Annotated in this window: 12 protein-coding genes; all 12 read right to left on the reverse strand. The window is 40.5% G+C overall.

The features are described 5' to 3' along the window. Positions 1–179 precede the first annotated feature (179 nt). Positions 180–1,244, reverse strand: coding sequence for an endonuclease/exonuclease/phosphatase family protein (locus tag BQ7394_RS23360; RefSeq protein WP_075559588.1), 1,065 nt, complete (start codon positions 1,242–1,244; stop codon positions 180–182). Positions 1,245–1,268: 24 nt separating this feature from the next. Further along, positions 1,269–2,804, reverse strand: coding sequence for a SusD/RagB family nutrient-binding outer membrane lipoprotein (locus BQ7394_RS23365; RefSeq protein ID WP_075560208.1), 1,536 nt, complete (start codon positions 2,802–2,804; stop codon positions 1,269–1,271). A 21-nt stretch (positions 2,805–2,825) separates the two neighbouring features. Beyond that, positions 2,826–6,137 (reverse strand): SusC/RagA family TonB-linked outer membrane protein, encoded by a 3,312-nt coding sequence (locus BQ7394_RS23370; protein WP_394333709.1) that lies wholly within the window; start codon positions 6,135–6,137, stop codon positions 2,826–2,828. A gap of 246 nt (positions 6,138–6,383) precedes the next feature. Next, positions 6,384–7,376 carry a FecR family protein gene (locus tag BQ7394_RS23375; protein ID WP_075559590.1) on the reverse strand — a complete coding sequence of 331 codons (993 nt, stop codon included), beginning with the start codon at positions 7,374–7,376 and terminating at the stop codon, positions 6,384–6,386. Between the two features lie 136 nt (positions 7,377–7,512). Further along, positions 7,513–8,073 (reverse strand): RNA polymerase sigma factor, encoded by a 561-nt coding sequence (locus BQ7394_RS23380; protein ID WP_075559591.1) that lies wholly within the window; start codon positions 8,071–8,073, stop codon positions 7,513–7,515. Positions 8,074–8,278: 205 nt separating this feature from the next. Beyond that, positions 8,279–11,422, reverse strand: coding sequence for a DUF5107 domain-containing protein (locus BQ7394_RS23385; protein ID WP_075559592.1), 3,144 nt, complete (start codon positions 11,420–11,422; stop codon positions 8,279–8,281). Between the two features lie 188 nt (positions 11,423–11,610). Continuing rightward, on the reverse strand, positions 11,611–14,604 hold the full coding sequence (locus tag BQ7394_RS23390; RefSeq protein ID WP_075559593.1) for a glycoside hydrolase domain-containing protein: 2,994 nt from the start codon (positions 14,602–14,604) through the stop codon (positions 11,611–11,613). A 21-nt stretch (positions 14,605–14,625) separates the two neighbouring features. Then, positions 14,626–16,389 (reverse strand): RagB/SusD family nutrient uptake outer membrane protein, encoded by a 1,764-nt coding sequence (locus tag BQ7394_RS23395; RefSeq protein ID WP_075559594.1) that lies wholly within the window; start codon positions 16,387–16,389, stop codon positions 14,626–14,628. Positions 16,390–16,406: 17 nt separating this feature from the next. After that, positions 16,407–19,805, reverse strand: coding sequence for a TonB-dependent receptor (locus BQ7394_RS23400; protein WP_207213350.1), 3,399 nt, complete (start codon positions 19,803–19,805; stop codon positions 16,407–16,409). 207 nt (positions 19,806–20,012) lie between these two features. Beyond that, entirely contained in the window at positions 20,013–20,999 is a 987-nt protein-coding gene (locus BQ7394_RS23405; RefSeq protein WP_075559595.1) for a FecR family protein, read from the reverse strand. 78 nt (positions 21,000–21,077) lie between these two features. Next, positions 21,078–21,662 (reverse strand): RNA polymerase sigma-70 factor, encoded by a 585-nt coding sequence (locus tag BQ7394_RS23410; protein ID WP_082212141.1) that lies wholly within the window; start codon positions 21,660–21,662, stop codon positions 21,078–21,080. Between the two features lie 715 nt (positions 21,663–22,377). Beyond that, complete coding sequence (tyrS, locus tag BQ7394_RS23420) at positions 22,378–23,670, reverse strand: tyrosine--tRNA ligase (RefSeq protein ID WP_075559597.1); 1,293 nt, start codon at positions 23,668–23,670, stop codon at positions 22,378–22,380. Positions 23,671–23,722 lie beyond the last annotated feature (52 nt).

The raw sequence follows: 23,722 nt of genomic DNA on the forward strand, positions 1-23,722 counted from the left end.
ACATACCGTAAAAGTTCGCAATGCCCGTCGATAATTATGAGCAAGCTTGCCGATAACTATCAACAAGCTTGCCAACAATTATCGACAGCAAAATAGTACAACAGAACAACAGCACATTGTTACCGTTCTAATCAGATACCGGTATAACAATATTCCTTGCTTCCTCCCATTATTATCTATCATTCTCCGGTAACAACCTTAAATGTTGCCAGATTACCTTTATGGTCTGTCGGCCAAATTCCTTTCGGAGTAAAGAACTTGTCCCGGGAATCACTTTCTTCTATCTTTCCACGGATGACAGTTTCAGACGGTCCGACCAGAATACTTTTTTCCAGTGAAACTGAAGCATTGGTCGGATAATAATAAATAAAATCGATCCTATCCCTTTCGTCCACATCCGGAGCCCATGCTAACTTTTCCAGCTTGGCTTCTTCCGCCAACTTATTTCCGGCCGGGAATGTAAACCCGGGGTACAAGACCGGATCCGGATATTTCTCACGGTAGGAATCTTTAAACCCGGCCTTTTGCAGCATCACAGAACAATCCCAATTGATAATAGCTCCATTATGATCCCACAGATCTTTTGTATTAGCCTGCCAGTCCAGATGGGAAGGTTCGTTGAAGTCACCTCCCATTATCACAGGAATCCCCTTGTCGATCTCAGCTTGTGCATCCCGGATAAAAGCTGAAATACTTTCATCTCGGTAAGCCAACCGGTTTGCCTCCAAAACAGTTTCCTCATCCGTTACCGGAGCGTCTATTTTATCCCAGCTCATACCACTGTATCCACGGGGCATATAACATTCATAATGCAGATAATCCAGATGGCAGGAATAGAAAGAAACAGGTTGCCCGGCTATCGTAACCGCAGCTTTCAGCATTGCTCTGCCTTCATCACCGGGGACAATACAACATTTCACGAAACTATCCGGTTTGTACTTTGTCAAAAGACCGACAACCATTCCCAAAGTCTCCCCATAATAATGCTTTCCCCGCTTTTCCAGATCCTTCAAAATCCTGGGCATAAACATCTTCCCGTCGAAATCTCTGATTTCACATAAAAAAACAACATCGGCATCGACCTCATCCAATACGTCAAGAATTCCCTGATAACCATTCGGTACTTTCGATCCTTCATGCCATAAATTCATCTGGTAAACGGTAAAAGTATCGTTTGCCTTTTCTGCTTTTGCCCATACCGGCATACTTAACAGGCAGAATAATAAGAATATTATCTTTTTCATATCATCATCTCTTTATTATAAAAACTATTTCAACAACCACATCACATTATTAACATTATCCGTACCACCCCATTGGCGATCCAATGCGGCAAGATACTGTTCCTTATTATACAATAGCTCATTCTCCGGATATTGCCAGCGCATGGGGATTTTTGTTTTATCATCGTTCAAATTCGTATTCGGATTTATAGGAAACTCCGGATAAGTATTCCGACGGTAATCATAATAATCATCATACTGCATATGATAATAACGGGCAATATAAACCTGGATCCAAATCTGTTTCAAACGTTCGGTCTGTGTTCCTTTCGTATTATAGGCAACATACGGACCTTTCAAATAATTCTCAATATATTCATCTGTAATCTCTCTTCCGTTTTGATATTCTGCAGGAACAGTAGATGCAACGAACCGGAAAGAAGCACGGATACCATCTTCATAGTATTTTTGGGCATCTCCTTTTAGCCAACCCCGTTCGATAGCCTCAGCAATCGTAAAATTCATATCCGCATATCCTAAACGAATATATGGAACTCCTGCATAACTCAGACGGTATACTCCATTCGGGCGCGAATGCATCTTGTTAGCAATCTTTTTGGACTCTTCCCCGAATACGGCAGCAACATCCAATCCCTGATAAGCATTCCAGTCACTCGGCTCCAACAGTTTTTGTCCCGGAGCCAGATACAACTCATCGGTCATGGCCTGGGCCGGAGAAAAATAATAGAATAAACGATAATCCTCAAACTTCTTCAACGGATCGATCAATAGGGCAGAACCGGCATATTCGTTAATACTCTTCACAAAACTATTATGGAACGGATTCTGCTGGCCTTGCTTATCTGAATAAACAACCTGCAAATTATCGTCATTGCTCCGGAACAGGTTACCCTCCGCTACTATCCTGGCAAATGTCTCCTTTATATTCAACTCGGGCGTATCATCCACACGCTTAGACAAAGAAATCAACACCTTCAACCGCAGAACATTCGTCGCTTTTCTCCATTTCACCGGATCACCTTTATAAAACGGATCACCTTCGAATGTATTAGCCGTAGCAAAGAATTCATCTGCTTTTTCCAGGTCGGACAAAACACCTATAAAAACATCTTTCTGACTGTCGTAAACCGGATAACGATACTCTTCTATATCCAGGGCCTGCGAATAAGGGATATCTCCCATACTCATCGTACAACGCCAGAAATTCCATCCTTTCATAAAGTAGAACAATCCGGAATAGGCATCTTTATCTTCCTCGGAAGCCAATTCCATCATTTGTTTCGCATTCGTCAGTATCCGGATATAAGAAAAACTATCTGTTCCGAAACGGTTGTATTGGGCATTATTAATCTGTTCCCCCCAAAACATCCTCCGGCTCAGAAACTCATTATACTCCCATATCTTCGTAACCATGTCCTTTATTACGGTGGTAGCCAACATGGACGATTTAACCTGGGTTGTTGCATCCGGGTTCGTATTCATTTCATCAAAAGTCGATGTACAAGCTGAAAACGAAAGAACATACGCCAGTAAACAGCTAACTATTTTTATATTTTTCATATTTCTCATTTGTATACTTTATTAGAAATCAACTTTAATATTAAAACCCATATAACGCTGAGACGGTGCATTCAACTCTTCTGTTTCACCACCTCTTTCCGGGTCTGCATATTTAAAATCTTTCGCCCACAGAAGCAGGTTCTGACCGGTAAAACTAACAGAAGCATTTTTCATCCCGACTTTCTTACAGGCCGACGACGGTATATCATAAGTCAGGGAGAGATTCCGAAGTTTAAAGAAAGTCTGGCTCAGCATATTCTGCCAGCTCGGGCTTGCATGAGAGTCATGATACTTAGTAATATAACTTTCATAAGAAACCACGACATCATTAGGCGCAAAAACTCGTGTATCTTCCAGGACATTGCCATCCGGATCTCTTTTTACCGCACCGGAAACAACCTTTACTCCTTCTCCGACATAAGAAATATTCCCATTTACAACTTCATCATAACGGAATTGGTTATCAGAGTCTACATGTGTCCCTGAATTCCACAGCATCTGGTGAGTTTTAGAATAAGAGATACCACCGACACGCCCGTCAAACGTAAAACTTAATGTCCAGTTCTTATATCGCAATGTATTGGTTATACCCCACACCAGATCGGGAACATATTTACCGACTTTCTTCTGGAACGTCTGTCGTACAGGAATACCTCCGTTGTGAACAATGTTTCCGTCAGGGTCACGTTCCCAGTCATTAATGGCAATCCAGTCCCAGTCGGCTCCTTCTTTGATCCAGGGACGTTTTGTGGAATAATCAGGATCCAATTTATGATAAGTATAATTATCGTGTGACCAGTTCGTCAGAATATGCCAATTGAAATCTTTCGTTTGGATGGGTGTTCCTCCTACTACCAGTTCTACACCGGTACGTAAACGTTGCTCTTTACTATTCGTCTGAATAGATTTATATCCGGTAGACTCACTTACGCCTCCATCAATAATAAAATCAGACTCCAACTTATGATAATAGGCAAAGTCGATATTTAACCGTTTCTGTAAAAAGGTTTGAGCCAGACCGGCCTCCCAGGTTTCGGATTTCTGAGGAAGAACAATTCCTCCGATCAGAGCTTCAGGATAGGAAGCGGTAGACAAACCATCCCAGACATTTGTTGTAACTTCGTATACATTATTATTAGCGTATATATCTGCATCTTGCTTTGTAGTAGTCCATGACCCTCTCACTTTCAAGAAATTCCACCAGGAAGGTAACGGTAATATTTCCGATAAGATTACACTGCCTGCCACCGAAGGATAAAAATAAGAGCGCTCGTCGGAGCGTAAAGTTGAAGACCAGTCATTACGTCCGGTAATATCCAAATAATAGGTACTGTTCCAGGAAACAGAAGCTTTTCCATAGATACTGTTTACCCGTTTTTGTTTCAAACTGCTTGTCGCGCTGACAGGGTCGGAGGATGACTTCAACGAATAATATCCGGGAATAGAAAGTCCTCCCTGTGTCTTACTCAGCATATCATCGTCATGGCGATAGAAGATATTACCTCCGAACATTCCATTTAGATTAAACTTGCCCCAAGTTTTATCGGCCATCAACATAGCGTCGGCATTGACACTGAATTTAGTATCTTTATTTATACTGTAATATCCTTTCTTATCCCATGCTCCGTTTGCACTGATCGCATTTCTGGATTCTTCCCGTTTGTTATAAATATCCGCACCGGCACGAGCCATTGCCTTCAACCAGGGAGTAATCTCATAACTGGTGTTGACAGAGGTATTGAACACATCAGTATCATACGAAGTGATCTGTTCATAAGCTTTAAACCAGGGGTTATCATACCAACTCTTATCATACCAGTTCTGCATTTCATTTTCTTTTCCTTTCACCCAGTAGTCTCTATAATCGCGAACATCATATTCGGTTCCGCCCCAGATCACCATATTATAGATATAACTGCTACTATATCCCGAACCTACCGTATTCGACGATACACGTTTATTGTAGGCCGCCGTTGCATCCATCGAAAATTTCTGCCATTTCATTTCACCGCCTACGGAGAAAGTCATTTTATTCAATTTCTGATTAGGATATTCCCCCTTATGGTAAACTTGTGTGGCGGAAGCTCTGAAAGAACCATATTTTCCTTTCTGGGTAACACTTACGTTGTTATTTGTTACCATACTAAACTGAAGGAAGTTATTGAAATTATCTTTTCCTTTGGAAGTAAGTTCCATTTCTCTGAATTCGTACGTTTTCGGATCCCATTGAACGGCAGTACGTCCAATATCCAACTTATCTCCCCACACCGAATTATTATTATATTTACCACCTGTACCGGCACTGTATGAATGTTGTGTTTCAGGAAAAGCCAGATAACCGGAGAAAAACATGGTATTACTATTAATGTTGATGTTCAATCCTTCCTTATCCGATCCTTTCTTTGTCGTAATCATGATTGCACCGCTGGAACCTCTTGCTCCATACAATGCTGAAGCGGTTGCCCCTTTCAGTACATCGACAGATTCAATATCATCGGCAGCAATTTCATTGATCGATAAATTGGCATAAGGAATACCATCTACAATCAATAGAGGAGTAGAGCCACGTAATGAGATCGTTGCATCCTGATCAAATTCAGTATTATTCTGAATATTCAACCCGGCAATTTTACCTGTCAATGAAGTAGTTATATCGACAGCTTTAGCCATCGGCATATCGTCACCACTCATCTTTTGGACTGAGTAACCCAATGCTTTCTCTTCTCTCTTAATACCCAAAGCAGTTACTACTACTTCCCCGAGCGCTTGTGAATCCTCTTTTAAATGGACAACCAATGTATCTTTATTCTTAACGGGTAAATCCTGAGTAATATAACCGACATACGAAACGACCAGAATCGCTCCTTCTTTCACTGTCAATGAAAAGTTACCATCCATATCGGTAATCGTTCCGTTGACCGTTCCTTTTTCCATAATATTCGCTCCGATAATGGGTTCTCCGTTCGCATCGGTTACCGTTCCTTTCACGGATTTAGTAAGGTTGGTATTCGAATTTTGAAGTTCGGGCTCAGTAAGTACCACCTGAGTTTCTCCTTTTATAGCATAAGAAACAGGTATCTGCTGAACGATCTGCCCCAACACAGATTCAATACTTTGATCATTTGCATCAACAGTAATGGGGGTATTCATACCGGGAAGGCCTTTCTTATAAAAAAAACGATATTTGCTTACTTTTTCAATTTGCTTCACCACCTCCGAAGCGGGTTTGTCTTTCATATTGATGGTTATCTGAGCGTGGATTTCCAATAGTGGAAGGGTTAACAATAGTGTCAGAATAACCATTTGTTTAAATAAATGCTTCATGTTACTCATTTTTCTTTTAATTAGAAATAAGATGTAGATAAAATAAATGTTTGTAACTTTGTAAGCAGAAGAGTCCCGTTAATAACAGCCGGTCTCCTACATCGGCTATATCAACTTTAGGGATATCTGCAAAAATTGTATTGACGAGGTAGCTCTGTAAAGGGTTACCTCTCTTCTTTTCTTTTATTCCTTCCTCATAGGCATTTTGTTAGATTAAACATTAGATTTATTTCTATATATGGTTAACAGACCCTGTTAAGGATCTCTTCTTTTCAGGAATACGGTATCACCTTTATTCTCATACACTACAGGAGTAGTGAGGTTGATGATGTCGATAAAGTTTTCAAGACTGTTATTCCGAACAGTTCCTATATAACATTCTTTCTTTAACGATTCGTCTTCTATATATATGGTCGTATTGTACAGACGGTTTATGATACCTGCAATCTCTTCCAAGGATTCACCGTCGAATGTAATTTCATTCTCCCGCCAAAGGGCTATATCCTTCATGTTATTATCTTCGTACTGCAGGAAATCGTGGGTCAACAGGTCGACTTTCACTGATTCATGCGGTTTGAGGATCGCTACATGGTCTTCATAACTCACTCGAACGGAACCGTCAAACAGCGATGCAATAATTTTATTGTCATTTTTATATGAATTTATATTGAATGCAGTTCCCAGAGCTTCTACCTGCATACCTTTGATTTCCACAACAAAACGTTTAGCCGGATTTTTAGCAACTTCAAAATAAGCTTCCCCCACCAATGCCACATTCCGTTCTTTCATACCATAGTCTGCCGGATAGCTGATCTTCGTATCAGAGTTCAACCATACTTTCGTACTATCAGGCAAAGTAACGAAAGCCCGTTGTCCCTTCTCTGCCGATACCATGAAATTCTGTGTCGATAATTGTTTCTGCTTTTGATACATATTATAATTGACCAGGCTTAAAACAATGATAATGCAAGCCACCGCAACCCGTTGCCAGATTTTCCAGGAAAAACGCGAACGCAACGGAATGACTTTAGCTTGTTTTTTCTCTTCATCCAAACCACGATTCAACCGACGATACATACGTTCCTGTACATCTCTGGGCATTTCATCCGAACTATCTTTCCATGCTCTCTCGAAAAGTTTGAAAAACTCTTCCCGGGATGCACACTGCCGGAACCATTCCATTAACTGCCGATTTTCTTCTTCAGTGGTGGAACCTGCTATCAGACGGTGAAGTAATTCTATTCTCATTATTGATTCGTTTATATATAATAGTCTTCCAAGTGTGTCTACTACTTAGTCGAAAGATAAAAAATGTTTGTGTTTAACTTTAATTTACATATTGGTCATAAATCTAAGGAAGCATTTAGAAAAGGAATATGTGCTTTTACAAGGAAAGATAAATAAGAAGGAAAGCCACAGCCTTATTGCCCAGCACTTTACGGAGTTCTTTCAAAGCCTGATAGATATGGGCTTCTACCGTACGTTCAGATAAGGCTAATTTTTCTGCTATTTCGGTATGCGACAGATTTTCAAAACGGCTCATGATAAATACTTTCCGGCGCATTTCCGGAAATGAAGAAATGACATTAAAAATATACTCCCGCAATGAATCGGCTTCAATGGCATCTTCCTCTGAACTGGATATCAGTTTTATATCATTGAGCTCTTCGAGCGGTTGATTTTTACGAAGAGCTTCTTCTATATATTTATATGCTAAATTACGGGCGATAGTTGAAATATAAGCTTCAAAATTAAGCTCAGGTTGAATGTTCTCGCGTTTTTCCCAAATAGTCAGGAAGAGTTCCTGCACAACATCCTCAGCAATATCAGAATCATTCAATAAATACAGAACGGTATTGTATACTTTTGGACTATACCGCCAATAGACGGAATTAAAAGCATCCCTGTCCCCTTCTTTAAGACGATATAAAAGTTCATTATCCATACTTATCACAATCTCCCTCCATTAAACATAAATTCTTATGTTTCTTCCTGAAATAAAGCACCAAAGATAACAATTTTATCCTCCAAAGAAAAATACAAAAGCTCAAGAAACATATTACAACCCGAAGCAACAATAAATGTGTCACTCCGGGTCGATATGCACTTACAGCCAATTCATACAAACAGGCAGTAATAATTTGTAAAAATCAAAACAAACGAACGATCAGCTCAAAATTAGAATCACGGAAAGAAGATTCCCATGGTGTCGTATCCGTCTGTTTCTTCCGTGACTTGAGCATTTCTGCAGCTTTCTCTTTTTCACCACGGTAAATAGCGGTACACCACTCTGCTATACGATTTCCCGGGAAGTCCGTACTCCAGGAAGTAACCATACGATTAGCCTCCGACTCTTTACCCAACTCACGTAAAGCCAAAGCACTTAACAGGTTTCCGGAATCGAAATAAGAATGGGATGTCTGATAACCGGCAACGGCAGATAACAGCACAGAAGCCTTCTGTCCATCTCCTTGTCCGGTAACAGCCTTTGCTTCCAGATAATCTTCCAGACGGCTGTCGATCATATTATCGTAAGGTTTACCTACACCTAAGTTCTCCGGCCATTCTTTCGACGCTTCTACACTTTTCATCACCTGTTTATAATTCTTGCTTCTCAGTTGTTCCATCGCCCGGTACAAATTGGCCTCACGATAAACTGCACGTCCTGCATACGAACCTTCATTCGGTAACACCTGTATTTTACTTAACAAAGAAATACATGGCTGATATTGGCCCGTTTCACATAATGCTTTTGCATACTTCAAGCCAATATAATAGTTCGAAGGATATTTTTTAATATATTTCTTTCCGATTTCAACAGCCTGTTGCCATTGATTATTGGAGATATAAAAGTTGATCAAAGCAAATCCGGTGCGCCACGATTCATCTACCTGCTCTGCCTTTAACAAATCCGTCAACCGGGATTCACCCTCTTTTAAAGAAGCACGACTCAGATAAAACGGTGCATAATTCGCTCCGCTACACCCCTCAAACAGTACCAATGCTTTCGCTTTATCCTGATTAGCCCAATAAATCAAACCTTCATAATAGCTGATTTTCCAGTCTGGCCGAACCGTCTTTGCCCACTCCAACGCTTTTAAAGAAGTGGGACGAAAAGGAAATACAGCTTCCGGAGACTGAGCGTTTGCCTTTTCTAACGCAATCATGCTTCCGGCCTCATCTCCACTCTTATGCAATAGCCAGGCTTTTTTATAACCTGCAATCGGATAATTTTCTGCAAAAGAGAATAAGCTCAGGGCCTCTTCATTACAACCTACTGTTTCATACCATTCTGCCAATTCCATATAAGTCTCGAAAGGAAGCTCGTTACGAATCAGAGATCCGAAGTCTTTTTCATCCATTCTGTTCAGCAGGTAATTCTCAAAACGTGCGGCATGATATAACGGAAGGTCTTCCAACAACGGATCGATAATAGCCTTCGCCTTATCCGGCTGACCGGTTTTACGATAAACCACCATTAGAACATGATCGGCACTCAGATTCATACGATTGAACTCTTTACTTCTCAAGGCATAATGTTCGGCTTTCGACCAGTCATTATCCATCAGGTACATTTCTGCCAACTTCTCATAAGCTGCACTACGGACATCCATCGAATAAGAGGCTACCGAAAAACCGTCTTTGGCATCCGTTTTATTTCCCAATGCCATGTTGCATAAACCATACAGATAGTTTGCTTTCCCTTCATACGCATTAATACTCAACGCGGTTTTACAACGGGAAAGAGCTTCCTCATAACGAGCCTGGCGATAATAAAGAGAAGACAAACCAGTCAAGGCGGGCAGGAAATAAGGATCTTTCTCCAGTGAGGACAATAAATATTTCTCCGCTTTATCAAGTACTTTCTGGTTCATCCATTGCTCTCCCTGGGTGTAAAGACCATACACGGAATTCCAATCGAAATCGGCAGGTGTTAGTTTAGGGCGGCTCGTTATATTATCTAAAGGAACCTCTGAATAGACCAACAGGTTCTCACCTACCACTACTTTCAGTTTACCGGAAGCAACACTCTCATTCAACGGAATAGAATCTTTCCATGTTTCAAGCACTCCGCAGTTAAGAGCGAAAGAACCCACTTCTTTTTCTCCTTCATAAAGCTTTACAGTCGTAGAGAGTTCTTGCAGAGGAGAAAAATACAATTTTAGGAAACCTTCTTCGCGCAATACATTCAGGGCACCGATACGACCAGCTTTCGAGACTCCTTTTATTCCTTTTACCGGGAACCAGTACTCAGTCCATTGATCCGTTGCCTGCGGACCGAACGCTGTATGTTTATACGGAGTAAAGCCACTGTTAGAAGCAGGTTGGTTATACATACGCCCAGATTGCAGTTCGATATACTGACCGTCGGTATCCGTCAACAAATCTTCCCAGATACCTCCCTCTCGGGAAAGACCCCAAAGAAAAATCTTCATTCCCAGTTTCTCGTCATAATCCGCATGATGGATGGAGCCGAAATCGTTATCATGCCAGTAAGCACCGTAGAAATCGTTATACTTCCCTACGATATGATACGATTTGGAATTACCGAAGTCGTTCTTTTCATACCAGGAGATGTCGCGGCCCTGTTCATCCAAAGGGAAAGAATGGAGTTCGCCGCCGTGTCCGATATAATTGGTTCCGGGATAGCAGAACTCTGCATTTCCCGCTGCCGGATAGCCTGCGTTCATCCACTGATAGTAAGGCTGGTCGATGGATGAACCGTTATGCCAGGTTGTTGTTGTCGTAAAGTAAGCCTTATCTTTCGGCAGATTCACCTCTACGGTCCACAGTGTCCGGGTAACCAGTTCATAAGAAGAGACATAACAACTCACGCTTCCGTCCGGTTTCTGTCGGGTCACATAGTCGACCGGCGTACTGGAAGTCGGTGCATGACCGATAATACCGAAGTTGAACTCGATACCGCCTGATGTCCACGGACCACGCATCGCAATATCACGGAACTTCACGACATGGTTGTTGTAGATAAACTCCTTTCCGGTCGTTTTATCTACGGCTCCCCATATTTTTCCACCTATCTCGGGGAAGAGAGTCAGTTTGATATAATCATTTTCAAGAGAGACTACTTTCCATTGCTTGTCGGTTCCTTTAGCAGAAAAACCATCGAAACGGAAATAAGGATAGAACAGATCGGAGGGATCCGCCACCGGATCAGGATCAGAGAACGGATAGGTTTTAACTGTTTGTACACTTTCGGTAACTGTCGCCTGTTGCTGTGCGGACAAAGGTTGCAATAGTGCGCTGGCACAAAGAAGGAGTATACTTTTTTTCATGGTAATCAATTTATATAAATCAAAACTTTTAAGAAGATCTATAAAGACAGAAAAGGAAGTTCTTCTCTAATATCCCACAAACAGGATCAGAATAAAGATCTTCCTTTTCCTTTCTTTTTCATAGTATTCTTGATAAAGATCCAAACAAGGTTATCATCACTCTACTACTGGATTGATTAGGCTGAAGTCTATTGTCTTTTTGATAAAACCAGCAACCAACCCTCTTTACTTTTTACAAGAATCCTGTCATTCAGTTTAAAAGTAGAAGCCTGCTGAAAATCTTTTACAAACGGAGCTTCTAACGAAACGGTTGCTTCATCTATACCTAAAGCCTTCCAATCAAAAGTCAGATAAATACTTTTCTCCTGATTTGAGAAGTTTCCAATCGATATCAGAACCTTATCAGACTTTACATAAGCCGTAGCTTTCACTTCCGGATCCGAAGTCCTGACAGGACAAGCTTCATCCCAGTAACCAAGCATCTTTGCATCTTCTATGCCAAACGATTTCCACAAATCCCAAACCGGAGTCGGTGAATATTTTCCGTAAGAATGACGTGCAGTTGTTCCGTACACCATACCCAGGAAACGGTTACCACCATCCTGTAACATCTCACTCATTACACCGAACGGAATACCGGAGAAAGTTACGAACCATTCATCCGGATGCATTTCGTTGTACTTGAAGCTCTCACCAAACCACAACCGGTCTACATATGGGAAAAAGCCTGTATACTGATTTGCGGGGCCAACGGAATACCATGTATTGGAATGTAAATCTATCAAAGCCCCCGGATGATATTGATTCATTATCTTCCGCATACGCTTCATCACCGGACGGTCGAATGAAACGTCATCCATATAAATTCCATCCAGATCATAGTTCTCAAACATCCAACGCAACCCCTCCAGATAATAGTTGATCCAACGGGAAAAACCATTCAATACCAAAGCTGCATCCGAAGTCTCATTAGGCATTTCCGAATACCAGGCTGCCCGATAATCATCAATCAAATGTTCACAGTGCCAAGGTAAACCATATCCCGGACCAGAAACAAATATCTCATGTTTCAAACTTTTCAGAGCATAGATCTCCTGTACATAATTCGTCAATTCACGAATGGTATAATATAACTTGACCTTTCGTCCGAACTCATGCTCGTGTTTGATAAATCCAATCAACGAATCCCGTACGATAAACGGATAATTAATAACCGGATTCAAAGGTTTTGCATGATGAATATTAATGATATTCGCACCCTCCTCGGCCGCTTTATCGAATCCGGTATGTTCCGCATGATAATAGCGTTCAGAAAAATGCTTCGCAGGCTCCAATGGTTTAAGCGGTGTAATCAATAAAGCAAATTCGTAACTCCGAGGTTGTACCGACAAAGTATCGACACCTGTACTTGCCACAACCTTAGCGCTTTGTCCTTTAGCTCCTGATATCTGAACAGTACCTTTTCCATGATTCGACCAGGCTCTGGGTGCTGCCGGTTTGTAGTCATTCAACAGAGGACCATGATAACTTCCCCCTCTATACTCTACGTGTAAACCTGCTTTCGCATTTCCCATCCAATAGCTATCCCATGGACCTTCCCAATTCCATTGATAGGATACTGGCCGGAAGCCTCCGCCAAAACCTGTACCCATAAAATACTCCGAAGCATAAGGTGTATAGTCGGTTTCCAAACGTATATCCTTCACGACCATATCTTGTTCTGCAGAAACTTGTAAATCATAATGGACATATCCGTCATACTCCATAGAAGCATGGTTCGTAAAATGGATACCATCTTTAGAATAAGAGGACATCCAGGAAACCAGGCCATTTGCATCTTTCTTCAAAACAGCGTCCGTCGCATCAAAAGAAACAGATCCTTTATTTGTAACGATAACGAAACGGAATGGCTTTGCCAAAACCTGTTCGCCATTGATTTGGATAGAAGCAGGCAAGCCGTTAGATGCTATCTGTAACGTTTTATCTGTGGCCTGAATTCTGTCGCCATCGACCTTCATTGCCTGATAAGGAGTAACCGGTTCGTTATCTTCACCGATCCTGGAATTCAGCCATCTCAACCTGGCATGTCTCCAAAGATCACCATCTCCTTTATCTGCCAGGATCTCTCCCGTAACAGTTATCTCAACCGGAATTACTTTTGAAGCAACCCCTTTAGCTGAAAAATCGACAGTTCCACGATAAACCCCGGCTTTTGCATCTTCAGGAATCTGAACTCCACACCAAAGAGCCTGAATATCTCCCTTTGGCACATGAATATTAAAAGTGATCGGTTTCCCATCCCAGTTAATGCCTTCCTGGTTAAAACAAGTAATCTCTTCTTTAGCAATCATGGCAGAACCATTTGTCAAATCGCTGAATGAAAGCCTGACGTCATTCAATTCTTCACGAGCTGCCCAAACTCCAATCTGCCAAACATAATATTCATTTCGTAAAGCAACACCAGCAAATGATCCGGCAGGTCCGTTTTTCACCCAACGAACAGGTAGCTGGTGAGGTAAACGAATCGGAAAAGCCCTATCTTCGGGGAACAGGATCGGAGTTTCCGGATGCTGTTTCAATAAACTATTCGTTTCAGCGACCGTTGCAATAATTCCCATTGGAGTAAATGCATCGAATTTAGAACGACTTTCAAAACGAAGTACCTCTGCTTCAGGCAGATCTCCCGATAATGCGGACTTCCATGCATTATCCGCTTCATAAACCGGAGGCAGATAGTCATTCCAAGGTTTACCATAACGGGCATCTCCCCATCCTTTTCTATATTTATAAGGCAAATAATAAATATAATAAAGTCCTTTTCCCGATACAGGCTCGAAAGTAACCGTACCAGACTCCGAAGAAAAGTCCGACACTTCTACATTCTTGATCTCCTGACCGGTCTGCGCATCAACAACTACAATCTTTTTGGTTTCAGGACGTAAATCCGGGCGACGCCATGGTAATACAGCCTTAACCGCTGTATTACCATTTATATCGGAAACCTGCACTACTGCTCTGTGATTACCTTGCATATCAGCTCTCCACATAGTATCCGCCACCGTGAAAGGTATTCCATCCGGGGCAAACGGAAGATACTGACTATCGCCATTCAGAGTTTCCGTTTTTGGGGAACAAGACAACAAACATAAGAACAGTCCTGCATATCCTATATATTTTTTCATCGATTCATCATTGATTACAAATTAATAACCTGGATTCTGATCATCCTTCAATAATGGATTCACATCTATAGCAGTAGTAGGTATCGGCATCAACATCAAACGATCATCCCATTTCTTGTTAATTACCACATAACCGTTCGGAGCAGTTGACGGACCATTCAGGTACTTATTGCAATATTCACTTCCATAGCGCCTTACATCATCATAACGATGACCTTCTACAGCCAACTCGACACGTCTTTCGTTACGTAAAAAATCGATTGCTTCCTGTGTACCCAGAGAAACCGGAACATCCGGCATACCGCAACGATCACGCAGCTGATTCAAAGCGGAACGAACCTGATCATCATAACCGGCTGTCATTAAATGAGCTTCGGCAAATGTCAGCAAAACTTCGGCATAACGGATAGTCGGATAATCTTCGGCTGCACCATAAGGACTGGCAACATAAGGATTCCAGGACACCATCTTACGATAGCTGAATCCGGTCCACGATTCATTACCATTCTTGTTGATCACATCCGGGTCCCATTTGTAATAAAATTCACCAACAGCTGTTTCATGCCATCCCTTAAACGGAAACATCAACGTCACATACAAACGACTGTCACGATTCTTGAACTCTTTCATATAATCATAGGTCATCAGATTGGAACTGGTAGCAAAAGCCTTATAATCGCCTGCACTTAAATTTTTCGCATAGTTCCATATCTTATCATAATTAGCCTTACGAGTATCTACCGAAATCTTCTCCGGAAGAGTCTTTCCATCTATATTCCAGTAAGCATCTACCAAATCCTGCATCGGTTCAAAAGATGAATAACCATTCTGAATAGACATCGACAATGGAATAAAATAAGTATAACGATATTGATCGTAAGCATACGGATCTTCCATATATTCATGAGTCAACACATATTCCGGATTAGCCGGTGTTGCATTCGCTCCTTGCCAAAGGGCCTCATAGCTAAACATACCTTTCACATATTTATCCTTATCAATGCCCAATCCGGCAAAATCTATATACAAATCCATTTCTTTAGCCTCCTGTTCCTGGGCAGCACTTAATGACGTCAGCTTAAATAATGAATATTTACCACTATCCATTACTGCTTTAGCCGATTTTTCTGCTTCTGCATAATTGCCAAAATATAAGGCGGCACGAGCACGTAGAGATAAAGCGGCATAGCGTGTCACACGGCCTGCTTCATTCATGAAACCACCACTATAACTCTCCGGCAATATTGCTGCAGCTTCAGCCAGTTCCGTCAGGATGAAATCACGAACTTCTTCCACAGAATTACGGGCAACAGTCGGTGCATCATAAGGAAGTTCGTCTGTAACAATAGCGACTTTACCAAAATACTGGGTCAGATTCAGATAAGCAAAAGCTCTGAAAAAACGAGCTTCAGCCTTTGTCCTTTCTTTAAGTTCTTCACTCATATCACAACCATCAACACGAGCTATATATGAGTTGGCTGTCCGGATTGCATTAAATTTATAATCCCCATAAGTGGCAGCAGTATTGATACCGTTTTGCTGAACCATCTCCATATTACCTTCCCAAGGCTTATGGCTGTGTGCATTATCCGTACACATTTCATCCCAGATATCCAGTCCCGGCATGGATTGATAACAGCCGTTCAAAGCATACCAGGCATCCTTTTCCGTCTGCCAGAAATTTTCAGCAGAAATCTCTGCCGGTGGAACCACCTCCATATCGCAAGAGATTAAAACACCTGTCAATGCGCAAAATAGAACTAAACTTTTTATATGTAATTTCATAAACAATTCTCCTTCAATTAAAATGATACATTCACACCAAACGCTAAAGATTTACTACCCAAAGCACGGACAGTACTGCTAGTTGCTTCCGGATCAAAATCCTTCATTTTCTTGTCTGCACGAATAGTGAATAAATTCTCACCGGTCAGATATACCTTCAATGAAGAGATTCCTAAACGGGACACTACATTCTTCGGAACATTATAACCCAAAGTCATTGTCTTGAAACGGAAATAGTCAGCATCAAACAAGTGATAATCATTAAATGCCCTGTTATAAGTAGTATGCGGGCTACTTGCCGTATAAATTCTCGGATAAATGGCATGAGGGTTGGGATTCGCTTCAGTCCATCTGCCCATATGATATCTTCTTGGATTATCCTGACCGTGGAAGAACGGATGTACCTGATAAACTTCAAAGGCCACATCTGCACCACTGATTCCTTGTCCGAAGATCGAGAATTCAAAGTTTTTATAATTTACCGAAAGGTTGATTCCATAAGTAAAATCAGGTACTTCGCAACCAATAATCGTACGGTCATTATCCGTAATTTCTTCACCCCAATCCAACTTACGTTGAGGAATAAACTTAGTATCACCGGCATTTGGAGTGACCCCGCCATAAGTATAATAATGTCCGGCATCGATCTCTTCCTGTGTATATAAACCATCGCTCTTAAAACCGTAGAAAGAACCGATAGATTCACCTTCACGCAAAATATATTTAGCCACGCCATGACCATTTTCCAGATTTTTGATAATATCGTTCGAAGAAGATAAATCAGTTATCTCATTATTGTTTGTTGCAATGTTTGCACTGATCATATAAGAGACATCTCCTATCGTATTACGGTGTGCCAATGCAAATTCAAACCCACGATTACGTACTTTCGCCACATTTTGTGAAGGAGCATTTGTGATGCCTGTCTCCAAAGGCACATTGTAGGCCAGCAGAATATTACTGGTATTTTTGATATAATAGTCAGCTGTACCACTCAATTTACCATTCCACAAATCAAAGTCCACGCCTATATCGGTCAAAGCCACCTTTTCCCAACTCAATGAAGGATTAGCCGGCTTCGTTTCCTCAATCACTTTGGCAGGTGAGTCGCCAAAAGAGTAATAAGCATCTACACCTGAAACTTTACGGCTTCCATAGTTCTGAAAATAATCGTAATTACCTACATTATTAATATTGCCCAACGTTCCATAAGATGCTCTGAGTTTCAAATTATCAATAATGTTACGTGTACTTTCCATAAAAGATTCTTCGCTGATTCTCCAGCCTGCTGAAAATGAAGGGAAATATCCCCAGCGATTATCTGCATGGAAACGGGAAGAAGCATCTGCTCTAAAATTTGCTTCAAGCATATACCGTTCCATTAAGGTATAATTAATACGACCGAAATAAGAAAACATCTTATACTCTTGCATACTGGAACCATTCTTATATAATGAACCGGATGTTGCTCCTGCCGACAGATCATCAAATGAATCAGCCGGGAAGTCCTGGCGGGAAGCCATCAGTGTTTCTTCCTGATAATGTTCATAAGATACACCGGCCAAAGCTGAAAGTGAGTGGATATCTTTCGTCCAATTATAACTGGCCGTTCCTGTATAAGTCAGAAAATTATGTTTTTTCCAGTTTACTTCCATCGAGTTAACCGTATTCCCCGTACCACCGATTACCGTACCTGGGTTCAAGAAACTGGGTACATCGTCTTTTAAGCTAGTGTATGCCTTGTTTTTGTATTCATACGATTTATAGGTACCCTGGCCTGTGATAACCAGACCTTTTATCGGCTTTAAATCGAATGCCAGTTCATACATTGAGTTTTCAATTGTATTTTTAGTCCAATCATTCGTACTATAAGCACGCAATGGGTTACCACCGGCAAACGTTCCACTGGCTTCATGACCCGACTCAACAGATCCCCATTCGCCATTGGACTGACGGGCAACGAAGGTACTCGGAACGATCAGCATATTATCAAACGAAGGTGTTCCTCCGTCAATATCTTTATTACGCTGGATATACTTCACACTTCCGCGAAATGTCAACCAATCAGTTACATCCGATGATACATTCAAATTCAGATTATACCGTCGGGTATCCCGATTCCGGATATTCTCCGTATCATAGACATAACCCAATCCTGCAAAATAACGTAACTTCTTAGTTCCTCCCGAAAAGTTCAAAGAATGTTTGGTAGTAACGGTCCAATCATCGAATACCAGGTCCACCCAATTCGTATTCGGATACAGATCAGGCTCGGTTCCTTTTCTGAACAACTCGATATCACTAGCCGAATACCCCTGATTTTTCCCTGCAGAAGGATTCGTATTATACAATGCCTCATTATATAATTCGGCATATTCCCATGAGTTGACAAGATCTTGTGTATAGCTCGGTGCTTTCATCCCTACCATACCACTGTAAGAAACTTCCATTCGCCCGTCCTTGCCTTGCTTTGTTGTAACTAAGACAACACCATAGGCGGCACGTGAACCATAGATCGCTGAAGATGCAGCATCCTTCAGGAAAGAAATATTTTCAATACTGTTCGGATCCAGATTAGAAAAGAATGTTGCATCGGCAATAGCTCCATCGATTACATAAAGAGGTTCGGAAGTACCCAAATTACCCCGACCACGAAAGTTGATAGAAACGTCTTTTCCCGGACGGGAAATAATAGTTACACCCGGAACCGTTCCTTGAATAGAACTTAATACATCTGTCTGTACGCGATCTTTGATATCTTCCGAACTGACAGAAGCAACAGAACCTGTCAGGTTTACTTTCTTTTGTGTACCATAACCAACTACGACAATTTCATCAAGTGCCTTAAAATCTTCAGTCAAAGTTACGTTTATGACTGTTCTTCCGGCGACATTAATCTCTTGGGTATTATAACCTATATAAGAAATAACTAATCTGGCATTTGTTGGAACAGTTAATGTGAACTGACCATCCATGTTAGTTACAGTCCCATTGGTTGCAGACTTCTCCAGGACATTTGCTCCAACGATCGGTTCCCCATTCGAATCTTTTACAACCCCCGAGATAGTAATACCCTTTTGCTGATTGATATTTTCCAAAGCAGGAACAGCTTCATCAGCTTTATATAAAACAATATGTTTATCGCTAATCTGATATTTTATACCTTCTTTTTCAAAAAGCTGGTTCAATACTTCTGTAACGGTTTTGTCTTCCACCGTTATAGATACTTTACGTTGTGTATTAATCTGATTAACATTATAAGTAAAATAGAATGCACTTTTCTGTTCAATAATTGAAAGGACATCCTGCACCGAAGAGTTCTCTACATTCAGAGAAAATTTTACCGACTGCGAATAAGTCACACTTGCAGTAATTTGCATTGTACCCAATAGTAAGAACAACAAGATACATCTCATAATAAACAAAGTTTTTCGGAGCCATGGCGACTTCTTATTATCGCATGACATGCTTTTCATAATAAATTTCATACATTTGTAAATGATTAGTTAGTAATAAATTTAGGTTGTCTCTAATGCGTTACTTGCTTAATCCGAACCGGGGATGTTTGCGGCATCTTCGGTTCTTCATTTCTTATAACATCTAAGTTTTCTTCATAAGCATCCTCATTTTAAAGGTTTATAAATTTGTATCTGATCCCCCTGAATTTTATAATCCAGTTTGCGGGTATCTTTCAATAATGTCAATACCTGATTTATTTTAGCCGTTTCTTTAAAACGGCAGGTAAACAATTCGGTATTGAGTTCCGGGTCTTTCACTGTGATATGAACATTGAAACGACGCTCCAAATCAGTCACAATATCAATTAACTGTTCATTCACATAAGCTGCTTCACCGACCGTCCACGACCTGACTAAAGACGTATTGACCGACTTATTAACAGCCAAGCCATTTTCTCTTGAATAAGTAACCTGCTCATTAGGTCTTAAAGTGACTTTATGTTCATTATCATTTGTAGCGACTTCTACTTTTCCCTCAGCCAACGTTATTGCAGAAGGCTCTTCATTGTATACTTTCACATTAAACTTAGTACCCAATACTTTTACCTGAAGTAAATCAGCATGTACAACAAATGGGACTTTTTCATTATGCGCAACCTCAAAAAAACCTTCACCTTCAAGTTCAACATCGCGGTTCTTAGAAGAAAATCGGGCAGGATAAGTAAATTTACTATGAGAATTCAGCCAGACTTTCGTACCGTCGGATAAAGTCAAAGAAACTCTTTGACCATTAGGTACTTCAACCATATTCATAGAAGATGGTTCTTCCTTCAATAAAAAATACAGATTAGTACTTAGTAATCCAATCAATAGAATTGCAGCAGCATATTTCATCCAAAATAGATAAGGACGTTTTCGGACTGTCTCCATTCTTATATCCTTTTCTTGTAATCCGGACATAAAACGAGCATAGGCCATTTCAATCTCTTGTTTGTCAGAAAAACGCAACTGGTCTTTCAGGCTCCAGATACGTTCCATCTCAAACAACCAATCGGCATTAGCCTGATTGGCAGCAATCCATCTATCGACTTCTTCTATTTCCTCCGGTGTGCAACGGTGGGTTAAAAATCGTATTAATATTTCCTCATTCATACATCTTCCTTATCGTTTATATAAAGAAGACAACTGAGGCATTCAAAACTACGTAGTCAAAAATGAAAAAAGTTCAACTTAATTTATAATCCGGAAAAAAACGAAATAAAGTATCAGCAAATCTTTTAGATCTTCCCGTAGAAAAAGCACTGCAGTCCGGATATGACTCGCAACTGTGCGTACTGATATTTTGAGTTTATCAGCAATTTCTTTGTGTGGCATATCCTCATAGTAACACAAACGGAATACTTCCGCTGCTTTTGGGGGTAATTTTTTTACAGAAGCCTCGATCTGTTCTCGGAGATCCCAATTAATTATTTGTTTCAAAACATCATTAGAATCAGTCCGGTCATTCAGGAAAGCAATACGGGCTTCCGCTATTCGTATTTTAGCAGTATATTCTTCTATAACCATTTGATGCTTCAGATAATTCAAGCACCGGTTTTGAAGGACTTTGAAAAGATAAGATTGCACATTGTCTACATCTATTTGTTGTTTTTGTTCCCAGTAGAATACAAAAATATCCTGTACCAAATCTCTAGCGGCCTGATCATCTACAAAACGACAAGCCAACGACATGAGCTTCGGATAAAAGTGAACAAAAAATCTTTTAAAAGCTTCCTGATCTCCTTCTTTTATTCTATGTACATCAATAGGCCCCAAGCTATGAATTTCTTAATTGCACAATAATCCTCATCAGTTATAATACGAAGTTCTTGAGGAACTAATGTCTTTCTTTAATGACAAATATAAACTATTTATATTATAAATGGTTAATTTGAGCGTTTGAATCCGATGATTTCATTATAAATAGAGAAAGAGTCTTTAAAAAAGAATATATATGAGGGAATAACACATTTTACACATACGATTGATTTCCAGATATTTATTATTCAATAACCACCATAGTTCCTCAAGAACTCGATTCTTTCATTTAAAACAAGGCTCAAAACGGAAAATATCAATTCTTTTGTTATAGCTAAAAATATGCAGTAAAAGAAGAATTGTTTATAAAAGAAAAGGTCTGAAATATACATTTCAGACCTTTTCTTTTTTCTGTTGTCTCACGAGGATTCGAACCTCGACAGACAGAACCAAAAACTGTAGTGCTACCATTACACCATGAGACAATCCGGCGCTTTATCTAAAGCGATGCAAAGGTAAGAATAAATTCTTACCCTGCAAGCGTTTTTTCTATTTTTTCTTCCTTATAGGAATATAGCTATCGCCATTCCAATCTCCAGCATCTTACATTAATTTGTATTCGAACACTTTTGCGTTTGATATATATCAAACGAATAAAACACATATATGCTTCTTTCATTTGATATTTGTGTTCCTTTCGTTTAATATTGCTGGAACGATTATTTGTTCAGTATTATTTTGCAATCAGCAAGTAATAATTCTTTTTACCTCTCTGAACCAACAGGTATTTTTCATCCAACAGAGATGAACAATCGATAACAGCTTCTGCATCTGCAAGTTTTTCCTTATTTAGGCTTATACCCCCACTCTGTACCAGTTTACGCATTTCCCCTTTTGAAGCGAAAACAGCAGCCTTTTCCGTTAATAGATCAATGGCTTTAACACCGGCACTCAATTCATCACGGTTGATCTCAAACTGGGGCACACCATCAAATACAGCTAATAAAGTATCTTCATCCAGCTTCTTCAATGCTTCAGAAGTAGAGTTACCAAACAAGATATTAGAAGCTTCCACTGCTGCTTCATAATCTTCCAAAGAGTGAACCATCACCGTGATCTCTTTCGCCAAACGTTTCTGTAAAGGACGAAGATGAGCAGCAGCAGCCTGTTCTTCTTCCAGTGCAGCGATCTCTTCTTTGCTCAGGTCTGTGAAGATCTTGATATATCTGGCAGCGTCAGCATCACTGACATTCAACCAGAATTGATAGAACTTATAAGGAGATGTATAACGTCGATCCAACCACACGTTACCGGATTCAGTCTTACCGAATTTACCACCGTCAGCTTTCGTGATCAATGGGCAAGTAAGAGCAAAAGCTTCACCACCTGTCTTACGACGGATTAATTCTGTACCGGTAGTAATGTTACCCCACTGATCGGAACCACCCATCTGCAAACGACAACCTTCGTTCTGATACAGGAACAAATAATCATATCCCTGTAACAATTGATAAGAGAATTCAGTGAAAGACATACCTACGCTTGATTCGGAGCTAAGACGTTTCTTTACAGAATCCTTAGCCATCATATAATTAACAGTCAGGTGTTTACCGATATCACGGATAAAGTTCAGGAATGAATAATCCTTCATCCAGTCATAGTTGTTTACCAACTTGGCTGCATTAGGAGCATCTGAATCGAAATCCAGGAATTTAGCTAACTGCTTTTTAATACTTTCCTGATTGTGACGAAGTGTTGCTTCATCCAACAGATTACGTTCTGCCGACTTCATTGAAGGGTCTCCGATCATACCGGTGGCACCACCAACCAGAGCAATAGGACGGTGTCCGGCACGTTGCAAATGCTTCAGCATCATTACACTAACAAGGTGTCCGATATGCAATGAATCGGCCGTCGGGTCAATGCCAACGTAAGCAGAAGTCATTTCTTTCTGTAACTGCTCTTCTGTTCCGGGCATCATATCATGAATCATGCCCCTCCATCTTAATTCTTCAACAAAATTCATCGTTTTAATTATAGTTTTAATTGAATGCGGGCAAAGGTACGACTTTATAATT

It is taken from the genome of Parabacteroides timonensis, assembly GCF_900128505.1.
GTDB classification, from domain to species: Bacteria; Bacteroidota; Bacteroidia; order Bacteroidales; family Tannerellaceae; genus Parabacteroides; species Parabacteroides timonensis.

Excerpts from the sequence above, each read along its gene's own strand:
- BQ7394_RS23360 (WP_075559588.1), bottom strand. The coding sequence starts at position 1,244 with ATGAAAAAGATAATATTCTTATTATTCTGCCTGTTAAGTATGCCGGTA.
- BQ7394_RS23365 (WP_075560208.1), bottom strand. The coding sequence starts at position 2,804 with ATGAAAAATATAAAAATAGTTAGCTGTTTACTGGCGTATGTTCTTTCG.
- BQ7394_RS23370 (WP_394333709.1), bottom strand. The coding sequence starts at position 6,137 with ATGAGTAACATGAAGCATTTATTTAAACAAATGGTTATTCTGACACTA.
- BQ7394_RS23375 (WP_075559590.1), bottom strand. The coding sequence starts at position 7,376 with ATGAGAATAGAATTACTTCACCGTCTGATAGCAGGTTCCACCACTGAA.
- BQ7394_RS23380 (WP_075559591.1), bottom strand. The coding sequence starts at position 8,073 with ATGGATAATGAACTTTTATATCGTCTTAAAGAAGGGGACAGGGATGCT.
- BQ7394_RS23385 (WP_075559592.1), bottom strand. The coding sequence starts at position 11,422 with ATGAAAAAAAGTATACTCCTTCTTTGTGCCAGCGCACTATTGCAACCT.
- BQ7394_RS23390 (WP_075559593.1), bottom strand. The coding sequence starts at position 14,604 with ATGAAAAAATATATAGGATATGCAGGACTGTTCTTATGTTTGTTGTCT.
- BQ7394_RS23395 (WP_075559594.1), bottom strand. The coding sequence starts at position 16,389 with ATGAAATTACATATAAAAAGTTTAGTTCTATTTTGCGCATTGACAGGT.
- BQ7394_RS23400 (WP_207213350.1), bottom strand. The coding sequence starts at position 19,805 with ATGAGATGTATCTTGTTGTTCTTACTATTGGGTACAATGCAAATTACT.
- BQ7394_RS23405 (WP_075559595.1), bottom strand. The coding sequence starts at position 20,999 with ATGAATGAGGAAATATTAATACGATTTTTAACCCACCGTTGCACACCG.
- tyrS (WP_075559597.1), bottom strand. The coding sequence starts at position 23,670 with ATGAATTTTGTTGAAGAATTAAGATGGAGGGGCATGATTCATGATATG.